Below are 21820 nucleotides of genomic sequence, written 5' to 3'. Positions count from 1 at the left end.
GCGTCGCGCTAGAAGGCCTCTCCGATGGAGATGTGGATGACGCACGGGCCCTCGGGGGCTCCGGCGCTGGGTCCCCTTCCGATCCCGAAGCAGCTCGACCGCCTCGGGTAGCTGAGCGATGTACCGGGCGATTGAACCACCGCCAGCGGCGGGCCGATGTCCGGGCGGTAGCCGAGGTCCAGCCTGATCGGGCCGACGGGGGTCCGGTACCGGAGGCCACCACCGAAGGCGAGCAGCATGTCGTCGCGAAAGGCCCTGGCGCGAATGTGCTCGCGCGTGACGAAGCCCGCGTCGACGAACGCCGCCAGCACCAGGGCGCCGGTGAGACCGTAGCGAACCTCGAACGACGACTCGAACAGGCCGTTGCCGCCGATCGGTACGGTGTAGCCGGAGGTCGGGGACCCGGGCCGAGGAACGACGAACTGGGGAGAGAGCCTGCGGTTGTTGAAGCCGCGCATTCCGTTCCCGCCGGAGAAGAAGCGGGAGACGATGGGGCTCGCCGTGTCGCCCCCGCTGCTGGGGATGAGCGTCCCCACCTTCAGCCGCGCGGCGAACGTCAGCTTGTCGCGCTCGAGGAAGGACAGGTAGCCGCGGGCCTCGGGGATGATGCGGAAGTACGAGAAGCTGCCGCCCAGGATTCCGCCACCTTCCTGGAACGCCAGGGCGAGGTAGTAGCCGCGGTGGGGCTCCTGGCGGTCATCTCGCTCGTCCCACTCGACGAGCTCCTCCGCGTAGGAGAGGACGCAGTTCTCGGGGCAACCGAAGAGCAGCGTCGGTGCGCCGCCGGCCAGCTGGGCGGACCCGGACTCGAGCCGATACAGCTCGAGGTTGTAGGAGGTCGTGATGGACAGGTTGATCGTCGGCGCGTAGACCACGCCCGCCTTCGCGCGACCGCCGTAGTAGCGGTAGGCGGGCTCGATCCCCCGCTCGGCGGTGAGCTTGCCGTCGAGCTTCAGGTCGCGGAAGAAGAACCTGGGCTGCTCGAGCTCCGCGCCGAGGCTCCCCACCACGCCGCTCTGGGCGCCCGACGCGCTCGTCGCATAGAACGTCGGGATCCAGGCGTAGCCGACCACGGCGTCGAGCGTCAGCTTGCGCAGAGATCCCAGGAAGTCGCGGTCGACGTAGGTCGACTTCACGCGGGCCTCCTGGCTCGTCTGGTCCACCGCGATGCCGCCCCCGACACTGAGCGTGTGGAAGCGAGACTCCTGGGCGTCCACCTGCATCGGGACGGTGAGCGTCCCTGGGTCGGGCTCCCCGGGGCTCACCTTCACGGCCCCGAACACTCCCATCCTGAAGACGCGCGCCTCCGCGACGCTCTGCGCCTTCAAGGAGTACCAGTCGCCCGGCGTCGTGTCCGCCGCGGCCTGCTCGGTGACACGCCAGGGCGGGACACGCGAGGGCGTGTGCTCCCTCACGGACAGCGCGCCGAACCGGTATCGCGGACCGTGGTCGACGCTGACCCTGACATCGGCTGCGCGGGTGTCGAGGCCCACCTCGACCTCGCCCTGCACCGTGGCCGCGGCGTAGCCCTGCTCTCGAAGCGTGTGGAGGAGCTTCTCCTTCAGCCCCTCCCAGCGATCCACGATGAAGATCTGACCTGCCTCGAGCCCGACCTGGTCGCGCAGCAGCTTCCGGTCCTTCTCCGGGAGATCGTCGAGCCCCAGGAGGTCGACCGAGCGGATGCGCGTCGGCTCGCCCTCCTCGACCGTGGCGCGGACGTCCACCGCCTTGCGCCCGCGGGGCTTCACCTCGGTGGCGGTGACCTTCGCCTGGTAGTAGCCCTGCGCCCGATAGAACTTCTCGATGCGCCGGAGGTCCGTCTTCCACGCGCTCTCGTCGAAGTATTGCTTCTTGGAGAAGGGGACCCAGCTGTTCTCCGCGGTGAGGAGACGCTTCTTGATGTCCCCCTCCTCGAGTTTCCTCGCGCCCTCGATACGCACCGAGTGCACCTCCGGCCCCTCCCGCCTTCCCCCCGTCGCGCAGCCCATGGCCAGGACCACGGCCACCACCCGCCAGATCCGTCGTCGCTCGACCATCCACACAAGCTTTGTCGCGCACGGTCGCGCGCTCATGCCCCACTCCAGGACACCCGTTCTCGTTTCCGACTCGGATGGATTCGTTCGGCGAACCCGTGTTTTGACCGTGCAAACGCGCGCGCCGTGAGTGAAGAACGGACCTGTCCCGAAGGATCGGGACTCCGTGGCGACGCGGATGCGCGTCGAAAGGAGGAGCACGTGGCGCATGCGCTCGGCGCGAAGGGTGTGCTCACTCCGCTCGACGGCCTGCTCCCTGACCTGGAGCGGCTCTACACCGACCTCCACGCGCACCCCGAGCTCTCGATGCAGGAGACCCGGACGGCGGGCATCGCGGCGGAGCGGCTTCGCGCGGCGGGCTACGAGGTGACGGCGGGCCTCGGGAAGACCGGCGTGGTCGGCCTGCTGCGCAACGGCGATGGCCCCACCGTCATGCTGCGCGCCGACATGGACGCGCTGCCCGTCGAGGAGCTGACGGGGTTGCCCTACGCGAGCAAGGCCACGTCCACCGACCGCGACGGCAAGGTCGTCCCGGTGATGCACGCCTGCGGCCACGACGTGCACGTCGCCTGGCTGGCGGGCGCGGCCACCCTGTTCGGCCGCGCGCGCGAGGCGTGGCGGGGGACGCTGCTCGCGGTCTTCCAGCCGGCGGAGGAGATCGCCGCGGGCGCCCAGGCGATGATCGACGACGGGCTCTTCACCCGGTTTCCGAAGCCGGCCGTCGTCCTCGGGCAGCACGTCATGGTCGGCTCCGCGGGCGTCCTCGGCTGGCGCGCCGGCGTCATGACCTCCGCCGGCGACAGCCTCCAGATCCGGCTCTTCGGGCGCGGGGCCCACGGGTCGATGCCCCAGGCGAGCATCGACCCCGTGGTGATGGCGGCGGCGACCGTCCTCCGCCTCCAGACCATCGTCTCCCGGGAGCTCGCCGCGACCGAGGCCGCCGTCGTGACGATCGGCGCCCTGCAGGCGGGCACGAAGGAGAACGTCATCCCCGAGGACGCCCTCATCAAGCTGAACGTCCGCACCTTCGACGAGGGCGTCCGCGCTCGCGTGCTCGCCGCCATCGCGCGGATCGTGAACGCGGAGGCCGCGGCGTCCGGGGCGCCCCGGCCGCCGGAGATCACGCCGCTCGACCGCTACGGAGCCGTCCGGAACGACCCGGAGGCGACGCGCCGCGTGGTCGCGTCGTTCCAGCGGACCTTCCCCGCCGAACGCGTGCGGGAGGTGGAGCCGACGTCGGCGAGCGAGGACTTCGGCTGCTTCGGCGCGGAGTGGCACGTGCCGTCGGTGTTCTGGTTCGTGGGCGGCACCGATCCCGAGGCGTACCGGCGGGCCCGGGACGCGGGCCGAATGGGCGACCTTCCGACCAACCACAACCCGCGCTTCGCGCCGGTCCTGCACCCGACCCTGCGCACGGGCGTGGAGGCGGCAGTCGCCGCCGCGATGGCCTGGCTCTCGCCATGAACACCGCGCTCGCGGCAGGGTTCCGGCTCGGGCGTCGATCCCGGCGCCGTCAGGCGGACCGTGCCGGGCCCGTGTCGCGCATCAGGATCTCCTGCGCCACGCTCGCCACGAGCAGCCCGCTGCGGTCGAACACGAGCCCGCGCGCGAGCCCCCGCGCGGACTGCGCGGACGGAGAGTCCATTGTGTAGAGGAGCCACTCGTCGACGCGCGCCTGGCGATGAAACCAGAGCGCGTGGTCGAGCGAGGCGACGATCATCGACGGCTGCCACCAGCTCCTGCCATGCGGCCGCAGCGGCGCGCCCGCCAGCGTCGAGTCCGACGCGTACGCGAGGATGCACCGGTGCAGGTGGGGATCGTCTGGAAGGCGATCGACGGCGCGGAACCAGGCGGCCTGGCGCGGCTCACCGTGGACGCGGCGGAGCGGGTTCTGCGGCTCGACGGGCCGGAACTCGATCGCCCCGGGAGTGCGCATCGCCTCGGCGGTCTGCGGCGGCACGGAGCCCGCGTCGGCGAGCCAGCGCTCGACCAACTCGGGGTAGCTCGCGAGCGCCTCCGGCGGCGGCACCTCCGGCATGGACGCGGCGTGCTCGAGGCCGGGCTCCGGCTTCTGGAACGACGCGATCATGGAGAGGATGGGCCGCCCGTGCTGGATGGCCTGGACGCGTCGCGCGGAGAAGCTCCGCCCGTCGCGGATCCGATCCACCTGGTAGACGATGGGCGCGGTCACGTCGCCGGGCAGCAGGAAGTAGGCATGGAGCGAGTGCGGCAGGCGACCGTCCACGGTGCGCTCCGCCGCCACCAGCGCCTGGCTGATCACCTGTCCCCCGAAGACCCGGGGCGAGCCGAGGTGTCTCGACTCGCCCCGGAAGAGGTTCACCTCCAGCTGCTCCAGATCGAGCTGCCGGATGAGCGCGCTCAGCGACGGGTCCATTCGTCCTCTCCTTCCCCGGCGCCAAGCTTACTCGACACCGCGTGGATCGCGCCCGGAGAGGATCAGCGAGGCCTGCCTCGCACGACCGCGGGGGTCCACGCGCGCCGGCGGCGCCCGAGCCGCTCCTCCGCGGCCTCGCCGTCGTAGGCCACCGGCACGGGGCGCTGCGTGAACGCCTCCCGCGCGTCGAGCACGTTCGCGTTGAGGGTCGCGTAGGTGGCCCCCTCGATCGTGCTCACCGCCGCGACGTACACGCCGCACGTACGGCAGACGAGGAAGTCCGCGGTGCGCAGACCGAAGCGGTAGCGAGAGACCTCCCCGGCGTCGCGGATCCGCACCTCGAGCGAGCCCGCCGGGTCCGACACCGCGATCGAACCGTGCCGGCGGCAGAACGTACATCCGCACTCGCGCGGCGCGAGCGCCTCGGGCCGCTGCGACGTCTCGAACGTGACCTCGAGGTTGCCGCAGTGACATCGTCCTTCGAATCGCATGAGAAGCTCAGCGCGCGTGAAGCGCCCCCGTCACGCCGTCTTCTTCCGCGTCGACGTCCGCACCCTGCGCAGCGCCTCGTCCGTGAGCGCGGTCATCGCTCCCGCGGCGGCGGTCAACGTCGTGGTCGCCGCGTTGAGCAGCGCGCGCGCCAGCTCCAGGAGCGCACCCCTGACGGCCTTGAGCTCGTCGAGCGCCGTGGACTCTCGTTTCGTCCGGGTTGCCATGGATCGCCCTCCCCTCTGCCTGCATATAAGCGGACGCCGCACCGGCAGACCGAGGCGTTCAGGGCTGACACGAAGGTGCCTGCCTCCCGGGCGCACGCGCGCCAGCGCGCGCCTGGGGAGCTGGAGCCGGAGCTGCGCGCCCCCTCGCGCGTCACGCCGCGCTCGCGGCCGCCACGGCTCCGCCGCCACGCTCCTCGCGCGGCGGGACGGCGAACCGGACGAGCCGGCGCATCGCGCTCGCGAACTGCGAGGCCAGCGAGCCCGTCGTGTACGGGACCCCGTGGCGCTCGCAGATGGCGCGCACGCGAGGGGCCATCTCCGGATAGCGCCAGGCGGGGACGTTCGGGAAGAGGTGGTGCTCGATCTGGAACCCGAGGTGACCGCTGAGCACGTGGCCGAGCCGCCCGGTCTCGAAGTTGCTGCTGCCCGCGATCTGCCGGAAGTACCATCCGGCCCGATCCTCGCCCGCGAGCTCCTCCTCGCGGAAGGTCGCCGTCCGCTCCGTGAGGTGGCCGCAGTAGATGACGGCGTACGCCCAGCCGTTTCGGAGCGCGTTCGCGAGCACGTTCCCGGCGAGGACCTTCACCGCGAGCGGACCCGCGAGGGCGGGGTAGAAGACGTACTCGACGAACCCCTTCCGCGCGGCCTTTCGCGCGAAGGCCCAGAGATCGCGGGCCACCTCGCGACGAGGACGCCGCCGTCTGGCCGCTTCGCTCGACGGCGGGCCGAGCCCATCGAGGAGGCCGAGGTCGTAGGCGCCGATGGAGTACTCGAAGAAGAGCCCGCTGAGCGGGCTCACCAGCGGCTGGAGCAGGTGGATGGGCTTCCACGGCACCTCCGCGGAGAAGCGGAAGGCGTTGTAGCCGAAGTCGCGATCTCGACCGATGACGTTCGTGAAGACGTGGTGCCTGGCGTTGTGGGCCCGCTTCCAGCTCTTCGCCGTGCCGACCATGTCCCACTCGTAGGTCGCCGAGCTGAGCGATGGGTCGCGCATGAAGTCGTACTGACCGTGCAGCACGTTGTGGCCGATCTCCATGTTCTCGAGCACCTTGTAGGTGCCGAGCGCGCAGACGCCGGCTGCCCAGCTGATCGGCTCCAGGCTGAAGTGGATGAGGAGGCGCCCCGCCACGCGGGAGATCCGCGCGACCGCCCTGACGGTCCGGATGTAGTCGGCGTCGCGCGCGCCGATCTTCGCCACGTACTCCTGCCGGAGCGCATCGAGCTCCGCCCGCAGGGACTGCGACTGCTTTGCTGACAAGGTCACCCGTTCCCCCGTTCCCGCGGCGTTGCCGCGGAGCCTCGTGACGGTCCTACCTGTGCGCTCGTTGTCATGAGCGGGTCACGATGCTCCGGGCGAGGGCGGCGGCGAGCGCGGCGCGCGGGCGCCCGCGCCGTCATGCCCTCGTCGAGGAGGCGGCCGTTCCGGTCGATGACTTGGAGACAGTCGGGCTCTCGCCAGCGGACTCTCACGTCCGATGGTCGGCGCGCGTCGCTGCCGCGATCTTCGTGAAGAAGGCGGTGAACCCCACCCCGATGCCGATCACCGCCCCCACGACGAGCATCCACTGCACGGAGTGCCCCAGCCAGCGGTCGAGCCCATAGCCGAGGAGCGTGAAGACCGCGACGGAGGCGAGCAGCGTGCTCGACGCGGCCATGTACGGCTCGGCCTTCCGGTACCCTGCTGCGAGGCTCGAGAGCCCGCGCTCGGGGTCCGCCGCACCACCACCGCCCGGCCCGCCGGTCGGGGCTCGCGCTCGCTGTGCCATTCGGTCTCTCCTCGACCCTCTCGACGTGGAGGTCAGCGGAGCGGTCCAGAGGCGGGAGTCGGACGCGGCTCGGCGCGGGGGCCGGATCGCCGAGCAGGACGTCAACGCTCGGTCGAGGAGAACGTAACGCCAGCGCGATCCCCGCGCGCGCTCGTCGCGCCCCATCGCTCCCCGAGGCAGACGTCCGCACGGCCCATCTGACGCCCCTCGGGTCCATTACCGGGCTGGGGGCACCCGAACCTGCTACACAGCCGGTAGAGGACGGCGACCCCATGCCCGACCGCAGCTCCGTACCGCCCCATCCGAGCGACGAGCATGAAGCCGACTGGCGCGCCCGGGAAGGCGAGCGTCTCCTCATCGTGGGCGTCGGCGCCTCTGCGGGCGGCCTCGAGGCGTTCGAGCGTTTCCTCGGCCAGCTCCCGTCGGACAGCGGGCTGGCGTACGTCCTCGTCCAGCACCTCTCTCCCGAGCACGAGAGCAGCCTCGTCGAGATCCTGTCCCGCGCCACGAAGCTCCCGGTGGAGACCGTGCGCGAAGGGCAGCGCGTCGAGCGCGACCACGTGTACGTCATTCCACCGGGGACGGGCCTCGTCGTCGAGGGCGGCGCCCTGCGCCTCGTCCCGGCGGAGCCGAAGGGCTCTCGCCTGGTGGTGAATGCGTTCCTGACCTCGCTCGCGGAGGACCAGCGCGAGAACGCCGTCGGCGTCGTGCTCTCCGGGACCGGCTCCGACGGCGCGCTCGGCATCGCCGCCGTGAGGCGTCACGGGGGCAGGACGTTCGCGCAGCTCCCCGGCGACGCGCGGTACGAGAGCATGCCTGCCGCCGCGATCGCGACGGGGATGGTGGAGCAGGTCCTCCCCGCGAGCGAGATCCCTGCGGCGCTCGGCGAGCTCGCTGCCGAGCGCCGGCGCCACCCGCCCGAGAGCGCGCGGGGCGAGGCGGAGGGGCTCCACCGGGCGCTCGAGGTGATCGGGCGGACGACGGGCCACGACTTCAGCCGGTACAAGCGCAGCACCATCCTCCGCCGGTTCCACCGGCGCATGGGCGCGACCGGCACCGCCACCGTCCGTGACTACGCGACCCTGCTCGAGGGCGACGCCGACGAGGCCCGCCGCCTCGCCGAGGACCTGACCATCAACGTGACGAGCTTCTTCCGCGACGAGGCGCCGTTCCGGATCCTCGAGCAGATCGTCGTCCCCGACCTCCTGAAGCGGCGCGGCGCCGACGGGATCCGCGTCTGGGTGCCGGCCTGCTCCTCCGGAGAGGAGGCCTACTCGCTCGCGATGCTGCTCTGCGAGGGCGACGGCCTCCAGCGCCCGCCGCAGCTCCAGGTCTTCGCGACGGACATCGACGCGTCTGCCCTCGCGGAGGCGCGGCGAGGCCAGTACACGAGCGTCGTCGAGCGCCAGGTGAGCCCCGAGCGGCTGGAGCGGTTCTTCACGAGGCGCGGGGACACGTACACGGTCACGAAGCCCCTCCGCGACCTCTGCATCTTCACGGAGCACGATCTCGTCAAGGATCCGCCGTTCTCCCGGATGGACCTCGTGTCCTGCCGCAACCTGCTCATCTACCTGGAGCCCGACCTCCAGAAGCGAATCATCGGGCTCCTCCACTACGCGCTCCGGCCGGGCGGCTACCTCCTCCTCGGCAAGGCCGAGATGATCGACGCGCGCGAGCTGGAGCTGTTCGAGGTCGTGGACAAGACCGAGCGCGTGTTCCGGCGGCGCGAGGTGGATCGGCGTCCGGCGATCCTGCCTCCGGGGCGGCGGGCGCCTCCCCTCGAGCTGGCGCCGCCCAGCCGGCGAGGCGATCCCGAGGTGAAGAGCGCCGCCGATCGCTCGCGAAGGATCGTGCTCGAGGAGTACGCGCCGCCTTCGGTGGTGGTCGATGCGCGCGGGGAGATCCGGTACTACTGGGGGACGAAGCTGTCCGACTTCCTGCCGCCCCGCGCCGGCGCACCCGCCACCAACCTGATGCACCTCGCCCGGCGCGAGCTCCGCGTCGAGCTCTCCGCCGCCCTCCACAACGCGGCGCGCCAGGGGAAGCCGGTCACGTACAAGGACGTGGTGGTCGAGGCGGAGGGCGTCCAGCGTCGCCTGAACCTCGTCGTCCGGCCGCTCCCGCCCACGGAGCAGGATCCGGACGCGCTGTTCCTCGTCGTCTTCGAGGAGCTGCAGGCCTCTCCCATCGCGCACGGCACGCCGCTCGACGCCCCGACCCTGGAGCGCCACCGGCTGCTGCAGCGCGATCTCGAGAGCACCCAGGAGCGGCTCCAGGTCACCATCGAGGAGCTCGAGAACGCGAACGAGGCGCTCCGCACGTCCAACGAGCAGCTACAGTCCATGAACGAGGAGATGCACTCGTCCAACGAGGAGCTGCAGACCTCGCAGGAGGAGCTGCAGTCGGTGAACGAGGAGCTCAACACGCTCAACACCGAGCTCAGCAAGAAGGTGGACGAGCTCGAGCTGCTCTACGGCGACCTCCAGAACCTGTTCCAGAGCACGCAGATCGCGACCATCTTCCTCGATCGCGAGTCCCGGATCGCGCGCTTCACGCCGGCGGCGACGGCGATCTTCCGGCTCGCCGACGGCGACGTGGGGAGGCCGCTCTCGGACTTCGCCGCGCTGTTCGACGCGCAGGACGTGCCCCAGGAGGTGAAGCGAGTCCTCGCGACGCTCCAGCCCGTCGAGCGCACGGTGGGCCTCGCGCAGGGAGGGCGCTGGTTCCTCATGCGCATGAACCCGTACCGCACGCCGTCCAACGTCGTCGCGGGCGTCGTGGTCTCCTTCATCGACGTCACGAGGCTGAAGGAGGCGGAGGCGGCCCTGCGGCAGGCCGTGGGGGAGCGGGAGCGCGCCGAGGCGGCCCTGCGGGACGCGGACCGGCGGAAGGACGAGTTCCTCGCCGTCCTGTCCCACGAGCTGCGAAACCCGCTCGCGCCCATCCGGAGCAGCCTCCACGTCCTCGAGCGCGCGCCCGCGGACGCGGACGCGGCGGCGCGAGCGCACCAGATCATCGCCCGCCAGGTGGGGCACCTCGCTCGCCTCGTCGACGACCTGCTCGACGTGACGCGCATCGCGAACGGGAAGCTCCAGGTCGAGCGTCGGCCCGTGGACCTCCGGTCCCTCTCGCAGCGCACCGCCGACGACCACCGGAGCCTCTTCACGACGCGCGAGGTCGCGCTGGAGGTCGCGCTCCCGGACGAGCCCCTGTGGGTCGAAGGCGACGCGACGCGCCTCGCGCAGGTGATCGGGAACCTGCTCCAGAACTCGGCCAAGTTCACCTCCGGAGGCGACTCGGTCCGCCTGTCACTCGACGCGGTCGAGGGGTTCGCGGTGCTGCGCGTGCGGGACAACGGCATCGGCATCGAGCCTGCGATGGTCCCGCGCCTCTTCCACCCGTTCGCGCAGGCCGACGCGACCCTCAATCGCAGCCTCGGCGGGCTCGGGCTCGGTCTCGCGCTCGTGAAGGGCCTCGTCGAGACGCACGGCGGCACGGTCGAGGCGAGGAGCGGCGGCAAGGGCGCAGGCACCGAGTTCATCGTGCGGTTGCCGCTCTCGGTGGCGCCCGCGGGGATCGAGGTCGCGCCGGCGTCACCTCCGCGCCCCCGCCGTGTGCTCGTCATCGAGGACAACCTCGACGCCGCCGAGAGCCTGCAGCTCGCGCTCGAGATGGAGGGCCACGAGGTCTTCCTGGCGCACGACGGTCCGAAGGGGATCGAGCGAGCCCGGGAGCTCATGCCAGAGGTGGTGGTCTGCGACGTCGGGCTCCCGCGCATGGACGGCTACGCGGTGGCGAAGGCGATGCGGAGCGAACCCGGCCTGCGGGACACGTTCCTCATCGCGCTCACGGGATACGCCCGTCCGGAGGATCAGCGGCGCGCCGCGGAGGCGGGGTTCGACGCGCACCTGACCAAGCCGGCGACGGTCGAGGAGCTCCAGGAGGCGATGGACCGTGCGCCGCGCCGGACGCCGCCGCGCGGCGGCGGTCCAGTCGCGGCCCGGTGACAACCGGGGGGTGCTCTGACGGGGCGTGCTTCCAACCCGGGCGGCTACCCGTGTAACCCGCGCGCCGCCGGCGCATCGTATGGAGAGCAAGGAGGCAGGTCCATGGCTCTCAGCGCTGACGCACGACCGAAGGCCTTCGAGGCGAGCGGCGCCTCGGATGCGGACGTGGTCCACCGTGTCCTCGCCGGTGACACCGCGTCGTTCGAGCTCCTGATGCGCCGTCACAACCAGCGCGTGTACCGCACGATCCGCGCGGTGCTGCGCCGCGACTCGGCCGAGGTCGAGGACGCGATGCAGCTCACCTACCTGCAGGCGTTCCGTGCGCTCGCCACGTTCGAGGGCGCCTCGTCGTTCGGCACGTGGCTCACCCGGATCGCGCTGAACGTCGCGTACGGCCTCGCGAGACGGCAGCGCATCGCTGCCGTCGAGCTCTCGGCGGAGGTGGACGAGATGACCCGGGGCGCGCGCGACGAGGGGCCGGAGGACGGAGCCACGCGGAGGGAGAGCGCCGAGCTGCTGGAGCGAGCCGTCGCCCGGCTGGGAGACGATCACCGCGTCGTGTTCATGCTGCGGGAGGTCGAGCAGCTCTCCACCGCGGAGACCGCCGAGGCGCTCGACCTGTCGGAGGAGAACGTGAAGGTGCGGCTGCATCGCGCCCGGCTCGCCCTGCGCGAGATGCTCGCCGAGGAGGTCGGTCAGTCGGCCCCGCAGGCGTTCACGTTCCTCGCCCCGCGCTGTGACCGCGTGGTGAACGCGGTGCTCTCCGCCATCGGCGACTCTTTCGGGACGGGTCCGTCCGGAAGCCCGGGCCGCGAGTGAGCCGAGGCTGCTGCTTTCGGGCTCCGGCGCGCGGCTGACAGCCGAGCACCGCGCGCGACCCCATCGAGGCACCCTGCCGCGCCCCACGCGCGATGACGACGCCGTGACCGGGAGCGGCGCAGGATCGCGGCATGCGCGCACTCCTCGTGCAGGCCCGCTCGCCGCGCAGCTACTGGAGCTTCGAGCGAAGCCTCCCCTTCATCCGCAAGGCGGCGACGATGCCGCCGCTCGGGCTCGCCACGCTCGCGGCGCACCTGCCGCAGCACTGGGAGCTCCGGCTGCGCGACCTCGAGGTCGCCCCGCTCGACGACGCCGACCTGCGCTGGGCGGACGCCGTCCTCGTGTCCGGGATGCTCGTGCAGGCGGAGTCGATGCGCGCGGTGCTCCGCCGGGCTCGCGCCCTCGGCCGGCGCACGGTCGCCGGCGGCGCGGGGCCGAGCCTCGTGCCCGAGCGCTTCCCGGAGGCCGATCACGTCTTTCGCGGCGAGGCCGAGGGGCGCCTGGAGCTCCTCGTGCGCGTCCTCGAAGGACGGGAGACAAAGGCGCCCCGACTCCTCTCGCCCGAGGGCGACGACCGGCCCGACCTCGCGCTCGCGCGCGTGCCCCGCTTCGACCTCCTCGACCTCCCACGCTACGCCAATCACGCCCTGCAGTACTCGCGCGGCTGTCCGTTCCGCTGCGAGTTCTGCGACATCATCGAGCTGTTCGGGCGCGTGCCGCGGGTGAAGTCGCCGGAGCAGGTCGTGGCGGAGCTCGACGCGCTGCACGCGCGCGGGGCGCGCGGGGCGCTCTTCTTCGTGGACGACAACTTCGTCGGCAACCGGCGCGAGGTGGCCCGCCTGCTCCCGGTGCTCCGCGCCTGGCAGGAGCGGCACGGGTTCCCGTTCCAGCTCTGCACGGAGGCGAGCCTCGACCTCGCGAGCGCGCCGGAGCTCGTGGCCGAGATGGTCGCGGCGGGCTTCCAGGAGGTGTTCCTCGGGATCGAGACGCCCTCCGCCGCGGCGCTCGCGGAGACCGGCAAGAGCCAGAACCTCCGCATGCCCCCGGGCCGCGCCGTCGAGACGCTCACGCGCGCAGGGCTCGAGGTGTTCTCCGGCTTCATCGTGGGCTTCGACAGCGAGGGGCCGGACATCTTCGATCGACAGCTCGAGCTCATCTCCGGGCTCCCGGTCCCCCGGGCGATGGTCGGGCTGCTCGTCGCGATGCCGGGCACGCGCCTCTGGCGGCGCCTCGAGCAGGAGGGCCGGCTGCGCGGCGACGGGAGCGGCGACGCCTTCGAGCGGCCGAACTTCGTGCCTGCCCAGGACGAGCGGGTCCTGCTCGCGGGATACCGCCGCCTCGTGGCGGCGCTCTACGCGCCCGAGCGCTACTACGCGCGGTGCACCCTCGCCATCGACCAGCTGCCGCTCCGCCCCCGCGCCGCCTCGGACGCCGGCGCCGCCGAGGGCTCGCTCGCTGCGGTCGCACGGATCGCGTGGGGCATCGGCGTCGTGAGCCCGCGGCGCCTCCACTTCTGGCGCCTCGTCGGACATGCGCTGCGCCGGGGCGCCGGCGCCCTCCCGCGGGCGCTGGCGCTCGCGGTGATCGGCGAGAGCCTCATCCCGTACACCCACGACGTGGTCCTGCCGCGCCTCGACCGGTCGCTCGCCGAGCTCGCGGCGAGCGACGCGCAGCGCCCCTCCGCATCTGCTTAGGGACTCCGGTCGCCCTCTCCTCGCCTCACGACGAGGAGGGCGCGGCGAGGACGGCCACGCGCGGACCCGAGGCCGCCTCGGCGCCGCGCCGGCCGAGCGCGCGCAGGTACCGGTAGTGAGCCGCGATCGCGGCGCGGAGCGTCGGGTGCGTGTGGTGCGGCACGCCGTGCGCGCGGCACGCCGCCTCCACGCTCGCGGCGAGCGCCGGGTAGTGCACGTGGCACACGTCCGGGAGGAGGTGATGCTCGATCTGGAAGTTGAGCCCGCCGACGTACCAGCCCAGGAGCCGGTTCGAGGGCGCGAAGTCCACCGTGGCGCGCACCTGGTGCTCCGCCCAGCCGGTCGGCATCCGCTGATCTCCGGCCCGGGCGGCGTGGAACTCCGCCTCCGGCACCGCGTGCGCGAGCTGGAACACCGTCGCCAGCACCACGCCCAGCGTGAGCGCGCCGAGCAGGAAGAGGGGCGCGACCCAGCCGCTGCGGAACACGAGCACCGGGACGACCACCGCCCAGGCGAGGAACACCGCCTTGCCGGCGAGGAACGCGGCGAGCTCGCCGCCCCGCGGGCGCGGGAACGGGAGCTGCCCGATGCGGCCACGCGCGAGGTCGCGCACGTCGTCCACGAACCACCACTTCACGGCCAGCACGCCGTAGAGCAGCCAGCCATAGACGTGCTGGTAGCGGTGGAACGGGCGGAGCCGCTGCGACGGCGCGAGCCGGAGGAACGGCTCGGCGTCGATGTCCGCGTCCATCCCGTCCACGTTCGCGTAGGTGTGGTGGTGCACGTTGTGCTTGAAGCGCCAGAGGTACGAGCTCGCCCCGACGAAATCGAGCGCCAGGCCCCACGCACGGTTCACGCGCGCGGAGCGCGCGTAGGCGCCGTGGTTGGCGTCGTGCATGACCGAGAAGCCGATCCCCGCCGTCGCGAGCGCCAGAGACAAAGTCAGCGCCACCGCCAGCACGGGAGAGGTGCCGCCGAGGAGGAGGAGCAGCGCGTAGGAGGCCGCGAACCAGCCCAGGATTGCGCCCGTCTTCGCGTGCATCGCGCCGCCGCCCCAGCGTGCCCGGCCGGTGCCCTCGAGGTACGCGCCGGCGCGGCGCTTCACCTCGGCGTGAAAGCCGTCGTCGCGTGGGAACCGGACCCGGGGAGGCGTGGAGCTCATGCCCGGGATCTAGGCACCCCGAATCACGAAGATGTCACCGCGGCGCCCGCCTCCGGAACGAGAAAAGCCCGGCCTCGAAAGGCCGGGCTCTCATTGCCTGAAGGGTCGCGATGACGCGACTAGGCGACCGGGCGGACGTTCGCCGCCTGCAGGCCCTTGGGGCCCTTCGTCACTTCGAACTCCACCTTCTGGCCCTCGGCGAGGGAGCGGAACCCATCCGTCTGGATCGCGGTGTGGTGGCAGAAGACATCCTCGCCCCCGTCCGCCTGGGTGATGAAGCCGAAGCCCTTCGCGTCATTGAACCACTTCACGGTACCGGCTGCCATTTGCTGTAGGTGCTCTTTTCTCTCTGTGAACGCGCGGCAGTGAGTGCCGCGCGAACCTTCTTCCCTCCCGGAGCGGGAGAGAAGGGACGTTGGTAGTCGAATCGCGCGAAGAAGTCGAGCCCGGGGCCCAGAATGCCGCGGCAGCGTGACGAGCGCCCGGGGGCGCGCGGTGATATACGACATCCACCCGGCGAACGCGGCCGGCCCTCCACGCCGCCGTGAGCGACACGGCGGGATCTCACCCGCGCCACCCTTTCGTCCCCCGACGTGCCCCCCTGCGCGCCCCTCGTGCGCGTGTCGAGAGGCGTGCGCGAGCGCGTGGACCGACCGGAAAGAGCCGAACATGAGCAGCCTCGAGAACGGAATGCTGGTGCAGCACACCTCGCTGGGGATCGGCAAGATCGTCGCGCTCGACCAGAAGGCCGTGCACGTCTTCTTCGCCACGAGCGACGCGCGCTTCGCGACGAAGCTGCGGCTGCCGATGGCACTGCCGCTCCTCTCCCCCGCCACGAGCCCGAACGCCTGGCTCTCCGCGCTGACCGGCTTCGCGCTCGACGCGAAGACCGGCCGCTACGGCCGCGCCGGCGCGTGGCTCTCGCACGCCGACGCCGTGGCGCGCTTCGTCGAGTCCTTCCCGCAGGGGTTCACGGACCCGAAGTACGTCGGGGAAGGCAAGGAGCGGGGCGAGCAGCGTGCGAGCAAGTGGCGCCGTGCCCACGAGATGTTCGTCGAGACGCTCGGGAACGGCGAGGGTGAGCGGCTCCTCGAGGCGGGCGACGTCGGCGGCCTCGTCGAGCGGACGCTCCGGATCGAGCGGCACGTGCGCACGCTGCACCGGGACGCGGAGCGGACCTCGCTCGAGGACGGCCTGAAGGATCCGGCCGCGGCGAAGGCGTTCTTCGCGGCGCTGTTCGAGCTCCTGGCGACGGCCACGCCCGAGCAGCCCCGGTTCGAGGCGCTCGCCGCCGCGGTCGCGACGCTCTTCCCGAGCGCGGCGCGGGAGTCCCTCTGGCCGATCGTGACGCTCCTGCCGTTCGTCGCGAGGCCGGAGCTCCACATGCTGCTCCGCCCCCGCTTCGCCTGCGACGTGGCGCAGCGGCTCGGGCTCGAGCTCGCCTACGACGCCGAGCCCAACTGGTCCACCTACTCCGCCCTCCTCGGCTCGGCCGACCAGCTCCTCGAGAAGCTCCGGCCGCTCGGCGCGCGCGACCACGTCGACGTCGAGGCGTTCATGCACGTGAGCACGGCGAAGCGGCCGCGCCCGCGCCCCCAGCAGCCGGAGCTCGTGACGTGAGCGGCCGAACGGACCCGCGACGAAGGGAGTCGAGACCATGACGGTGACGGCGTTTCTCGCGGCGATGCAGAGACAGCTCGTCGATGCCCTCCGGACGGGCGGGCCCTGGTCGCGATCGGCGTGGTGCCGCACTCAGCGGCGCCACCTGAGCGTCCCCGGCGGCGCGGTGGTGTGGGTCCGCGGCGAGGCGCTGCCGTGGGCGCAGTGGGGAGCCCGCCGCGGCTACTTCGAGGTCCAGTACATGGACGGGCTGCCCTACCTCCGCGCGCGGGCGTGAGCGCGCGATCGTTCCGCGACCCTTCCCCTGCCCGCTCTCGCGGCGTACAAGGGGCGATGTCCGACGCGCGGAAGCAGTCGCTGTACTTTCCCGAGGAGATGCTCCAGCAGATGCAGGAGGAGGCGATCCGGCAGGACCGGTCGCTCTCCTGGATCGTCCAGCACGCCTGGCGGCTCGCGCGCGAGCGGATCTCGAGGCTGCCCAGCAGCGGCGTGGCCCTCGCACCTGCTTCACGCACGGTAGGCCCCGCGAACGAGCTCGCGACCGCCTCCGCCGACGAGGCGAAGGGCTAGGCCGCGTGGCGGTCACGGGCTGGAAGCGCGCGCGGCGGGGCGCCCGCGCGACCGTGGTCCACGCGGTCGTCCGGACCCCGGCGGGGCTGGCGCGCGCGCCGGGGGCCGGGGCGCGGGCGCGCGGGGGGGCGGCCCCCGCCCCCGCCCGCGCCCCCCCCCCCCCCCCCCCGCGACGGTGATCCTCGCGTTCGTCCGGACCCTGGCGGTGCTGCCGCTCGGCTTCGGCCTCGCGCTCGGCGGCGCGCTCGGCCGGCTCGCCTGGCACCTCTCCTCGCGGATGCGCCGCGAGATGCGGGCGAGCCTCGCCGCGGCCTTCCCGGCGCTGGACGTCGCCGAGCGCGACGCGATCGCGCGCGCCAGCCTCGTGCACCTGGGCTGGCTCGGCGGCGAGGTGATCACGCTGCGGAGCTGGGCGCCGCGCATGGACGAGTACGTCGAGGCCACCGCCGAGGCGGTGTCGGCCCTGAAGCGTGCGCAGGCGCGGGGCACGGGGGTGATCCTCGTGCTCGGGCACATCGGGAACTGGGAGCTCACCTGCCGGCTGTCCCGCTACGTGCAGCCGAACGCGGTCATCGCCAAGCGGAGCTGGCACGCGAGCATCGACGCGACGGTCGCGCGCGCCCGGGCCGAGAACCACGTGGAGACGTTCTGGCGGGACGACCCGGCGACGGGGCGCGCCATGCTGAGGCTGCTCAAGCAGTCCGGCACGCTCGGCATCCTCATCGATCAGGACATCCGCGGCGTGCAGAGCGTCCACGTGCCCTTCTTCGGGCGCCCCGCCGCGACCCCGCGCGCCGCCGCCGACTTCGCGCTGCGCTTCGGCGCTGCCGTCCTGGTCGTGACCTGCCACCGGCGGGGACCGCGCCCCGGCGACGGTCACCGCCTCGAGGTGACCGAGGTCCCGTACGACCGCGAGCCGCTGGACCGCGAGGCGGAGGTGATCCGGCTCACGGCCGCGTGCGTCGCGCTGCAGGAGCAGGCGATCCGCCGGCATCCCGCCGAGTGGGTGTGGATGCACCAGCGGTGGAAGTCGGCGCCGCCGGCGGCGTAGCCCGTCACGCCCGTCACGCCCTCTCGCCCGCCCCGCTCCCCGCTCCTCCGCGGGGATCGGTTGCGTGGGCGTGGCGCTGATGGCGCATCAGCGCGTCCGCCAGGGAGAGGGGCCCGGAGGCGATCTCGTCCTCGTCGAGGACGATGACGTCGGGCGACGCGGGCGGGGGCAGGTTGGCCGCCGCGACGACGAGCAGCGCGGCCGGCACGAGCTGCCTGAGCCAGCTCAGGATCGGGCGCGTCCGCCCGCCAGGGTGGAGCACGATCACGAGCTGCGAGGATCCCGATCCCGTCGAGTGCTCTCGGAGTGCGTTCATGCGGGGACTGCCTCCTGCTCGCGGCCTTCGCGTCATCGGCACTCGCGCGTCCCGCGCACCTCTCGCGCCGCTTCGGCGTGCGGTGCGCGGGACGCGTACCGGCTCAACCCAGGTCGATCGGGACGAAGATGCGCGCCTCCCCCCGCTCGACGAGCAGCGCCACGTGCTTGTCGGCCTTCGCGGCGAGCCCCCGGAGCTGCTCCACGCTCGTCACCGGGGTGCCGTTCAGCGCCAGCACCACGTCGCCGGGCTGGATGCCGGCGCTGGCGGCGGGGCCCTGGACGTCCTCCACGAGCGCCCCGCCCGCCACCCCGACCTGCTGCTGCTCCTCGGGCGTCAGCGGGCGGACCGTGAGCCCGAGCCGCCCGTGGTCGTCGCGCTCGGGCGCGGCGGCCGCGGTGGCGTCCTTCGCCTCGCCCACCTGGATCTCGAGCTCGCGCTTGCGGCGGTCACGCCAGACCTCCAGCTTCGCGCTCGTCCCGGGGCGGAGATCGGCGACGCGCGGAGGCAGGTCGGACGAGCTGGAGACCTCCTTCCCGTCGAGCGCGAGGATGACGTCGCCGGGCAGGAGGCCCGCCTTCGCCGCCGGGCTCCCCTTCTCCACGGCGCTCACCAGGGCACCGCCGGTCTTCGGCAGCCCGAAGGACTCGCCCAGCGACTGGTTCACGTCCTGGACCGTCACGCCGAGCCGGCCGCGGACGACCTTGCCGTGGGCGAGGAGCTGCTGCTCGACCTTCATCGCGACGTCGATCGGGATCGCGAAGGACAGGCCCATGTAGCCGCCCGACTGTGAGTAGATCTGGGAGTTGATCCCGATGACCTCGCCCGCGGTGTCGAACAGCGGACCGCCGGAGTTGCCGGGATTCACCGCCACGTCGGTCTGGAGGAACTGCACGTACCCCTCGCCCGGGAGCGAACGGGACCGCCCCGACACGATGCCGGCGGTCGCGCTGTTCTCGAACCCGAAGGGCGAGCCGATGGCGAGGACCCACTGGCCGACCCGGGTCGGCGCGGGATCGCCGGTCTTCACGACGGGCAGATCCTTCGCCTCGATCTTCAGCACCGCGACGTCCGTGCTCTTGTCGACGCCGATGACCTTGGCCGGAAACTCGCGCTTGTCGGTGAGCTTCACCTTCACCTCGCTGGCCCCGGCGACGACGTGGGCGTTGGTGAGGATGACGCCGTCGTCCCTGACGATGAACCCGGAGCCGAGGCCGCGCGTGAGCTGGTGGTCGTTGCCTTCCGGCACCCGGAAGCGCCTGAAGAACGGGTAGAGGGGATCGTTCGGATCCAGCTGCCCGAACGGCGAGCCGGCCTGGGCCGTCTTCACCATGCCGGTCGTGCTGACGTTCACGACCGCCGGCCCGTACCGCTGCACGATGCCGCTGAAGTCCGGCAGCGCCGCGGCTGCGGTGGGCGCGGCGACGGGGACTGCCGGTGCGGGCTGCTCCACGCCGGCCGTGGGGGCCGAGGCCATCGCGCGGCCCCGGTAGAGGTAGCCGCCGGCGAGCGCCGCGACGAGCGCGGCGGTCACGGCGGAGCCCTGGATGAATCTGCGTGGCATGTCTGCTCCTTCCATTCGTGCCCTTCTGTCGAGGGCTCGGAACGAACGGTAAGGGGCGAGGCTTAAGGGGTGCTTAAGGCCGGCCGTCCTCGCCGGGTACCCGCGCCGGCGGCGTGGCCCCGGCGTCGGATGGCGCCTGCGCCGCGAAGCGGGCCGGGAAGTCGACGCGGGCGGTGAGTCCACCTCCGGGCGTGTCGCGAAGCACGACGCGCGCTGCGTGTCGCTCCGCGATGGCCTTCACGATCGCGAGCCCGAGGCCGCTGCCCGTGTCGGAGCCGGCGCGGCGGTAGAACCGGTCGAAGACCCGCTCGCGCTCCGCCTCGGGGATGCCGGTCCCGTGGTCCGACACCTCGAGGTAGGGACGATCGGCCTCGATCCCGGCGTCGACGTCCACGCGCGCGCCGGGGGGCGAGTGCCGGATCGCGTTGTCCACGAGGTTCGCGAGCAGCGTCCGCAGCGTCGCCGGATCTCCCGCCACGACGGCGTCCTCGGCGGCCTGCCCCGCGCCGAGGTCGATCCGCCTCGCCTCCGCCAGGAGCGCGTGGTCCGCGACGGCCTGCGCCACGAGCTCGGACAGGCTCACCGGCTCTCCCGCCAGGGCCGCGCCGGCGTCGGGCCCCGCGCGCGCCAGCGTCAGGAGCTGCTGCACGACGTGGGTCATCCGGCCGAGCCCCGCGCGCAGATCGGCGAGCGCCGCGGCGTGCCCCGCCGTGTCGGGGGCGCGCTCCACGAGCTGCACCTGCAGGTCCAGGGCGGCGAGCGGCGTGCGCAGCTCGTGCGCGGCGTCGGCGACGAAGGCGCGCTGGGCGGACAGCGCCGCGCCCAGGCGCGCGAGGAGATCGTTGAGCGCGCGCACGAGCGGGATGGCCTCCTCCGGAGCGCCGGCCTCGCCGATGGGCTCGAGCGCCGCGGGAGTCCGCGAGGCGACCTCCCCCGCCAGCCGGTTCAGCGGCGCCAGCGCCCGGGCGACGATGTTCCAGATCAGCAGGGCGAGCAGGGGCAGCATGAGGAGGACCGGGGCGAGGGTCCGCGTCGCCGCGGCGACCGCGAGCGCCTGCCGCACGCGCACGGGCTGGGCGACCTGGATGACGAGGTCCCCGAGCTCGACGGAGTAGACGCGCCAGTCGCCGCTCCGGGCGCGCACCGTCGCGAACCCCAGCTCGGCGCTCTCGGGCAGGCCTGCGACGAGCCTGGAGCGGTACAGCCGCCTCCCCTCGCGGTCCCAGATCTGGATGACGAAGTCGAGCTCGGCGTCCTCGCCACCCACCACCGCGCCGCCCCGCGGCGCGCGGTCACGCAGCGTGAGCGCGATCTGGCGGAGGTGGTAGTCGGAGACGGCGTCGATCTCCTCGCGCGCCATCCGGTAGACCACCAGGGCGGCGGCGAGCGTGACCGCCGCGGCCGACGCGAGGAGCGCCACGAGCAATCTCCGGCGGAGCGATCTCACATGCGCCTCGGGACCATGTAGCCCACCCCGCGGAGCGTCTTGATCCACTCGGCGCCCAGCTTGCGGCGGAGCGCGTGCACGTGGACCTCGACTGCGTTGCTCGCGACCTGCTCCGACCACCCGTAGAGCCGCTCCTCGAGCCGCGCCCGGGAGATGGGCCGGCCGGGGTGCTCGAGCAGCGCGTGGAGCAGGGCGAACTCCCGGGCGGACAGGGTGACCGGGGTGCCGGAGAGGAAGACCTCGTGGGTGGCCGGGTCGAGCGTGAGGGGTCCGTGCTCGACGAGGGGATCCGCGCGTCCGCTGGCGCGGCGCTGGACCGCCCGGATGCGGGCGGCCAGCTCGTCGAGGTCGAAGGGCTTCACGAGGTAGTCGTCCGCCCCCGCGTCGAGCCCCGCGACGCGCTGCGAGATCGCGTCCTGGGCGGTGATGATGAGCACCGGCACGCTGCGGCCGCGGCGGCGCAGCTCGCGGAGCACCTCCAGGCCTCCCTTGCCCGGCAGGCCCAGGTCGAGGAGGACGACGTCGTACGGCTCCCCTGCCAGCGCGAGGTCCGCCTCGCCCCCGTCCCGGACCCAGTCCACGGCGTGCCCGAGCTGCCGGAGCCCGCGCCGCACTCCCTCGCCCAGCATCGAATCGTCTTCGACCACGAGGACGCGCACC

The 21820-nt window shown here is 72.8% G+C and carries 20 protein-coding genes; 8 read left to right on the top strand and 12 right to left on the bottom strand.

Features of this window, described 5'->3' with window-relative positions:
• Positions 1 to 8: 8 nt before the first annotated feature.
• Positions 9 to 2036: an autotransporter assembly complex family protein gene (locus tag MNZ29_RS07060; RefSeq protein WP_242336694.1), complete on the bottom strand. Its 2028-nt coding sequence runs from the start codon at positions 2034 to 2036 to the stop codon at positions 9 to 11.
• Positions 2037 to 2234: 198 nt separating this feature from the next.
• Between MNZ29_RS07060 and MNZ29_RS07055 the strand changes: the two genes are divergently transcribed.
• Positions 2235 to 3497 carry a M20 family metallopeptidase gene (locus MNZ29_RS07055; RefSeq protein ID WP_242354123.1) on the top strand — a complete coding sequence of 421 codons (1263 nt, stop codon included), beginning with the start codon at positions 2235 to 2237 and terminating at the stop codon, positions 3495 to 3497.
• A gap of 49 nt (positions 3498 to 3546) precedes the next feature.
• Here MNZ29_RS07055 and tesB read toward each other — a convergent pair whose 3' ends face one another.
• The 5 genes from tesB to MNZ29_RS07030 all read right to left on the bottom strand — a co-directional run bounded on the left by tesB (position 3547) and on the right by MNZ29_RS07030 (position 6910).
• On the bottom strand, positions 3547 to 4428 hold the full coding sequence (tesB, locus tag MNZ29_RS07050; RefSeq protein ID WP_242354109.1) for an acyl-CoA thioesterase II: 882 nt from the start codon (positions 4426 to 4428) through the stop codon (positions 3547 to 3549).
• Positions 4429 to 4490: 62 nt separating this feature from the next.
• Complete coding sequence (locus MNZ29_RS07045; protein ID WP_242354107.1) at positions 4491 to 4919, bottom strand: GFA family protein; 429 nt, start codon at positions 4917 to 4919, stop codon at positions 4491 to 4493.
• Positions 4920 to 4949: 30 nt separating this feature from the next.
• On the bottom strand, positions 4950 to 5144 hold the full coding sequence (locus tag MNZ29_RS07040; protein ID WP_242336702.1) for a hypothetical protein: 195 nt from the start codon (positions 5142 to 5144) through the stop codon (positions 4950 to 4952).
• 151 nt (positions 5145 to 5295) lie between these two features.
• Complete coding sequence (locus MNZ29_RS07035; RefSeq protein WP_242336704.1) at positions 5296 to 6408, bottom strand: acyl-CoA desaturase; 1113 nt, start codon at positions 6406 to 6408, stop codon at positions 5296 to 5298.
• 202 nt (positions 6409 to 6610) lie between these two features.
• A complete protein-coding gene (locus MNZ29_RS07030; RefSeq protein ID WP_242336707.1) occupies positions 6611 to 6910 on the bottom strand; it encodes an AtpZ/AtpI family protein in 300 nt (99 codons plus the stop codon).
• A gap of 272 nt (positions 6911 to 7182) precedes the next feature.
• Between MNZ29_RS07030 and MNZ29_RS07025 the strand changes: the two genes are divergently transcribed.
• From MNZ29_RS07025 to MNZ29_RS07015, 3 genes are all read left to right on the top strand, one after another.
• A complete protein-coding gene (locus tag MNZ29_RS07025; protein ID WP_242354084.1) occupies positions 7183 to 10917 on the top strand; it encodes a chemotaxis protein CheB in 3735 nt (1244 codons plus the stop codon).
• 102 nt (positions 10918 to 11019) lie between these two features.
• Entirely contained in the window at positions 11020 to 11736 is a 717-nt protein-coding gene (locus MNZ29_RS07020) for an RNA polymerase sigma factor (RefSeq protein ID WP_242336713.1), read from the top strand.
• 131 nt (positions 11737 to 11867) lie between these two features.
• Entirely contained in the window at positions 11868 to 13430 is a 1563-nt protein-coding gene (locus MNZ29_RS07015) for a B12-binding domain-containing radical SAM protein (protein WP_242336715.1), read from the top strand.
• Between the two features lie 25 nt (positions 13431 to 13455).
• On the opposite strand, the gene MNZ29_RS07010 is transcribed toward MNZ29_RS07015, so the two are convergent.
• Together MNZ29_RS07010 and MNZ29_RS07005 are read right to left on the bottom strand one after the other, a co-directional pair.
• Positions 13456 to 14592 carry an acyl-CoA desaturase gene (locus tag MNZ29_RS07010; protein ID WP_242336718.1) on the bottom strand — a complete coding sequence of 379 codons (1137 nt, stop codon included), beginning with the start codon at positions 14590 to 14592 and terminating at the stop codon, positions 13456 to 13458.
• Positions 14593 to 14711: 119 nt separating this feature from the next.
• A complete protein-coding gene (locus MNZ29_RS07005; protein WP_242336721.1) occupies positions 14712 to 14918 on the bottom strand; it encodes a cold-shock protein in 207 nt (68 codons plus the stop codon).
• 343 nt (positions 14919 to 15261) lie between these two features.
• Here MNZ29_RS07005 and MNZ29_RS07000 point away from each other — a divergent pair, with 343 nt between their 5' ends.
• The 4 genes from MNZ29_RS07000 to MNZ29_RS06985 all read left to right on the top strand — a co-directional run bounded on the left by MNZ29_RS07000 (position 15262) and on the right by MNZ29_RS06985 (position 17833).
• The gene (locus MNZ29_RS07000; RefSeq protein ID WP_242336724.1) at positions 15262 to 16212 is read left to right on the top strand and encodes a hypothetical protein; all 951 of its coding nucleotides are present in this window, start codon (positions 15262 to 15264) and stop codon (positions 16210 to 16212) included.
• A gap of 37 nt (positions 16213 to 16249) precedes the next feature.
• On the top strand, positions 16250 to 16489 hold the full coding sequence (locus tag MNZ29_RS06995) for a hypothetical protein (protein WP_242336727.1): 240 nt from the start codon (positions 16250 to 16252) through the stop codon (positions 16487 to 16489).
• Between the two features lie 56 nt (positions 16490 to 16545).
• Positions 16546 to 16782 carry a TIGR04563 family protein gene (locus MNZ29_RS06990; protein WP_242336729.1) on the top strand — a complete coding sequence of 79 codons (237 nt, stop codon included), beginning with the start codon at positions 16546 to 16548 and terminating at the stop codon, positions 16780 to 16782.
• 175 nt (positions 16783 to 16957) lie between these two features.
• Positions 16958 to 17833 (top strand): lysophospholipid acyltransferase family protein, encoded by an 876-nt coding sequence (locus MNZ29_RS06985; RefSeq protein WP_242336732.1) that lies wholly within the window; start codon positions 16958 to 16960, stop codon positions 17831 to 17833.
• A gap of 13 nt (positions 17834 to 17846) precedes the next feature.
• Here MNZ29_RS06985 and MNZ29_RS06980 read toward each other — a convergent pair whose 3' ends face one another.
• The 4 genes from MNZ29_RS06980 to MNZ29_RS24875 form a co-directional block, all read right to left on the bottom strand.
• On the bottom strand, positions 17847 to 18149 hold the full coding sequence (locus tag MNZ29_RS06980; protein WP_242336736.1) for a hypothetical protein: 303 nt from the start codon (positions 18147 to 18149) through the stop codon (positions 17847 to 17849).
• Between the two features lie 103 nt (positions 18150 to 18252).
• Entirely contained in the window at positions 18253 to 19713 is a 1461-nt protein-coding gene (locus MNZ29_RS06975) for a DegQ family serine endoprotease (protein WP_242336739.1), read from the bottom strand.
• Between the two features lie 73 nt (positions 19714 to 19786).
• Positions 19787 to 21133, bottom strand: a complete 1347-nt coding sequence (locus tag MNZ29_RS06970; RefSeq protein ID WP_242336742.1) for an ATP-binding protein — start codon at positions 21131 to 21133, stop codon at positions 19787 to 19789.
• Between the two features lie 23 nt (positions 21134 to 21156).
• Complete coding sequence (locus MNZ29_RS24875; RefSeq protein WP_242336745.1) at positions 21157 to 21819, bottom strand: response regulator; 663 nt, start codon at positions 21817 to 21819, stop codon at positions 21157 to 21159.
• Position 21820: the final 1 nt, after the last annotated feature.

The sequence above is a fragment of the Anaeromyxobacter sp. SG64 genome (assembly GCF_022690745.1).
GTDB lineage: Bacteria > Myxococcota > Myxococcia > Myxococcales > Anaeromyxobacteraceae > Anaeromyxobacter > Anaeromyxobacter soli.
The sequence above is the reverse complement of the archived record's forward strand: the minus strand, read 5'-3'. Positions and strand labels throughout refer to the sequence as shown.

Bases quoted from the DNA above. Each gene is read 5' to 3' on its own strand.
- MNZ29_RS07060 (WP_242336694.1), bottom strand. From the start codon at position 2,036: ATGGTCGAGCGACGACGGATCTGGCGGGTGGTGGCCGTGGTCCTGGCC.
- tesB (WP_242354109.1), bottom strand. From the start codon at position 4,428: ATGGACCCGTCGCTGAGCGCGCTCATCCGGCAGCTCGATCTGGAGCAG.
- MNZ29_RS07045 (WP_242354107.1), bottom strand. From the start codon at position 4,919: ATGCGATTCGAAGGACGATGTCACTGCGGCAACCTCGAGGTCACGTTC.
- MNZ29_RS07040 (WP_242336702.1), bottom strand. From the start codon at position 5,144: ATGGCAACCCGGACGAAACGAGAGTCCACGGCGCTCGACGAGCTCAAG.
- MNZ29_RS07030 (WP_242336707.1), bottom strand. From the start codon at position 6,910: ATGGCACAGCGAGCGCGAGCCCCGACCGGCGGGCCGGGCGGTGGTGGT.
- MNZ29_RS07025 (WP_242354084.1), top strand. From the start codon at position 7,183: ATGCCCGACCGCAGCTCCGTACCGCCCCATCCGAGCGACGAGCATGAA.
- MNZ29_RS07020 (WP_242336713.1), top strand. From the start codon at position 11,020: ATGGCTCTCAGCGCTGACGCACGACCGAAGGCCTTCGAGGCGAGCGGC.
- MNZ29_RS07015 (WP_242336715.1), top strand. From the start codon at position 11,868: ATGCGCGCACTCCTCGTGCAGGCCCGCTCGCCGCGCAGCTACTGGAGC.
- MNZ29_RS07010 (WP_242336718.1), bottom strand. From the start codon at position 14,592: ATGAGCTCCACGCCTCCCCGGGTCCGGTTCCCACGCGACGACGGCTTT.
- MNZ29_RS07005 (WP_242336721.1), bottom strand. From the start codon at position 14,918: ATGGCAGCCGGTACCGTGAAGTGGTTCAATGACGCGAAGGGCTTCGGC.
- MNZ29_RS07000 (WP_242336724.1), top strand. From the start codon at position 15,262: ATGAGCAGCCTCGAGAACGGAATGCTGGTGCAGCACACCTCGCTGGGG.
- MNZ29_RS06995 (WP_242336727.1), top strand. From the start codon at position 16,250: ATGACGGTGACGGCGTTTCTCGCGGCGATGCAGAGACAGCTCGTCGAT.
- MNZ29_RS06990 (WP_242336729.1), top strand. From the start codon at position 16,546: ATGTCCGACGCGCGGAAGCAGTCGCTGTACTTTCCCGAGGAGATGCTC.
- MNZ29_RS06980 (WP_242336736.1), bottom strand. From the start codon at position 18,149: ATGAACGCACTCCGAGAGCACTCGACGGGATCGGGATCCTCGCAGCTC.
- MNZ29_RS06975 (WP_242336739.1), bottom strand. From the start codon at position 19,713: ATGCCACGCAGATTCATCCAGGGCTCCGCCGTGACCGCCGCGCTCGTC.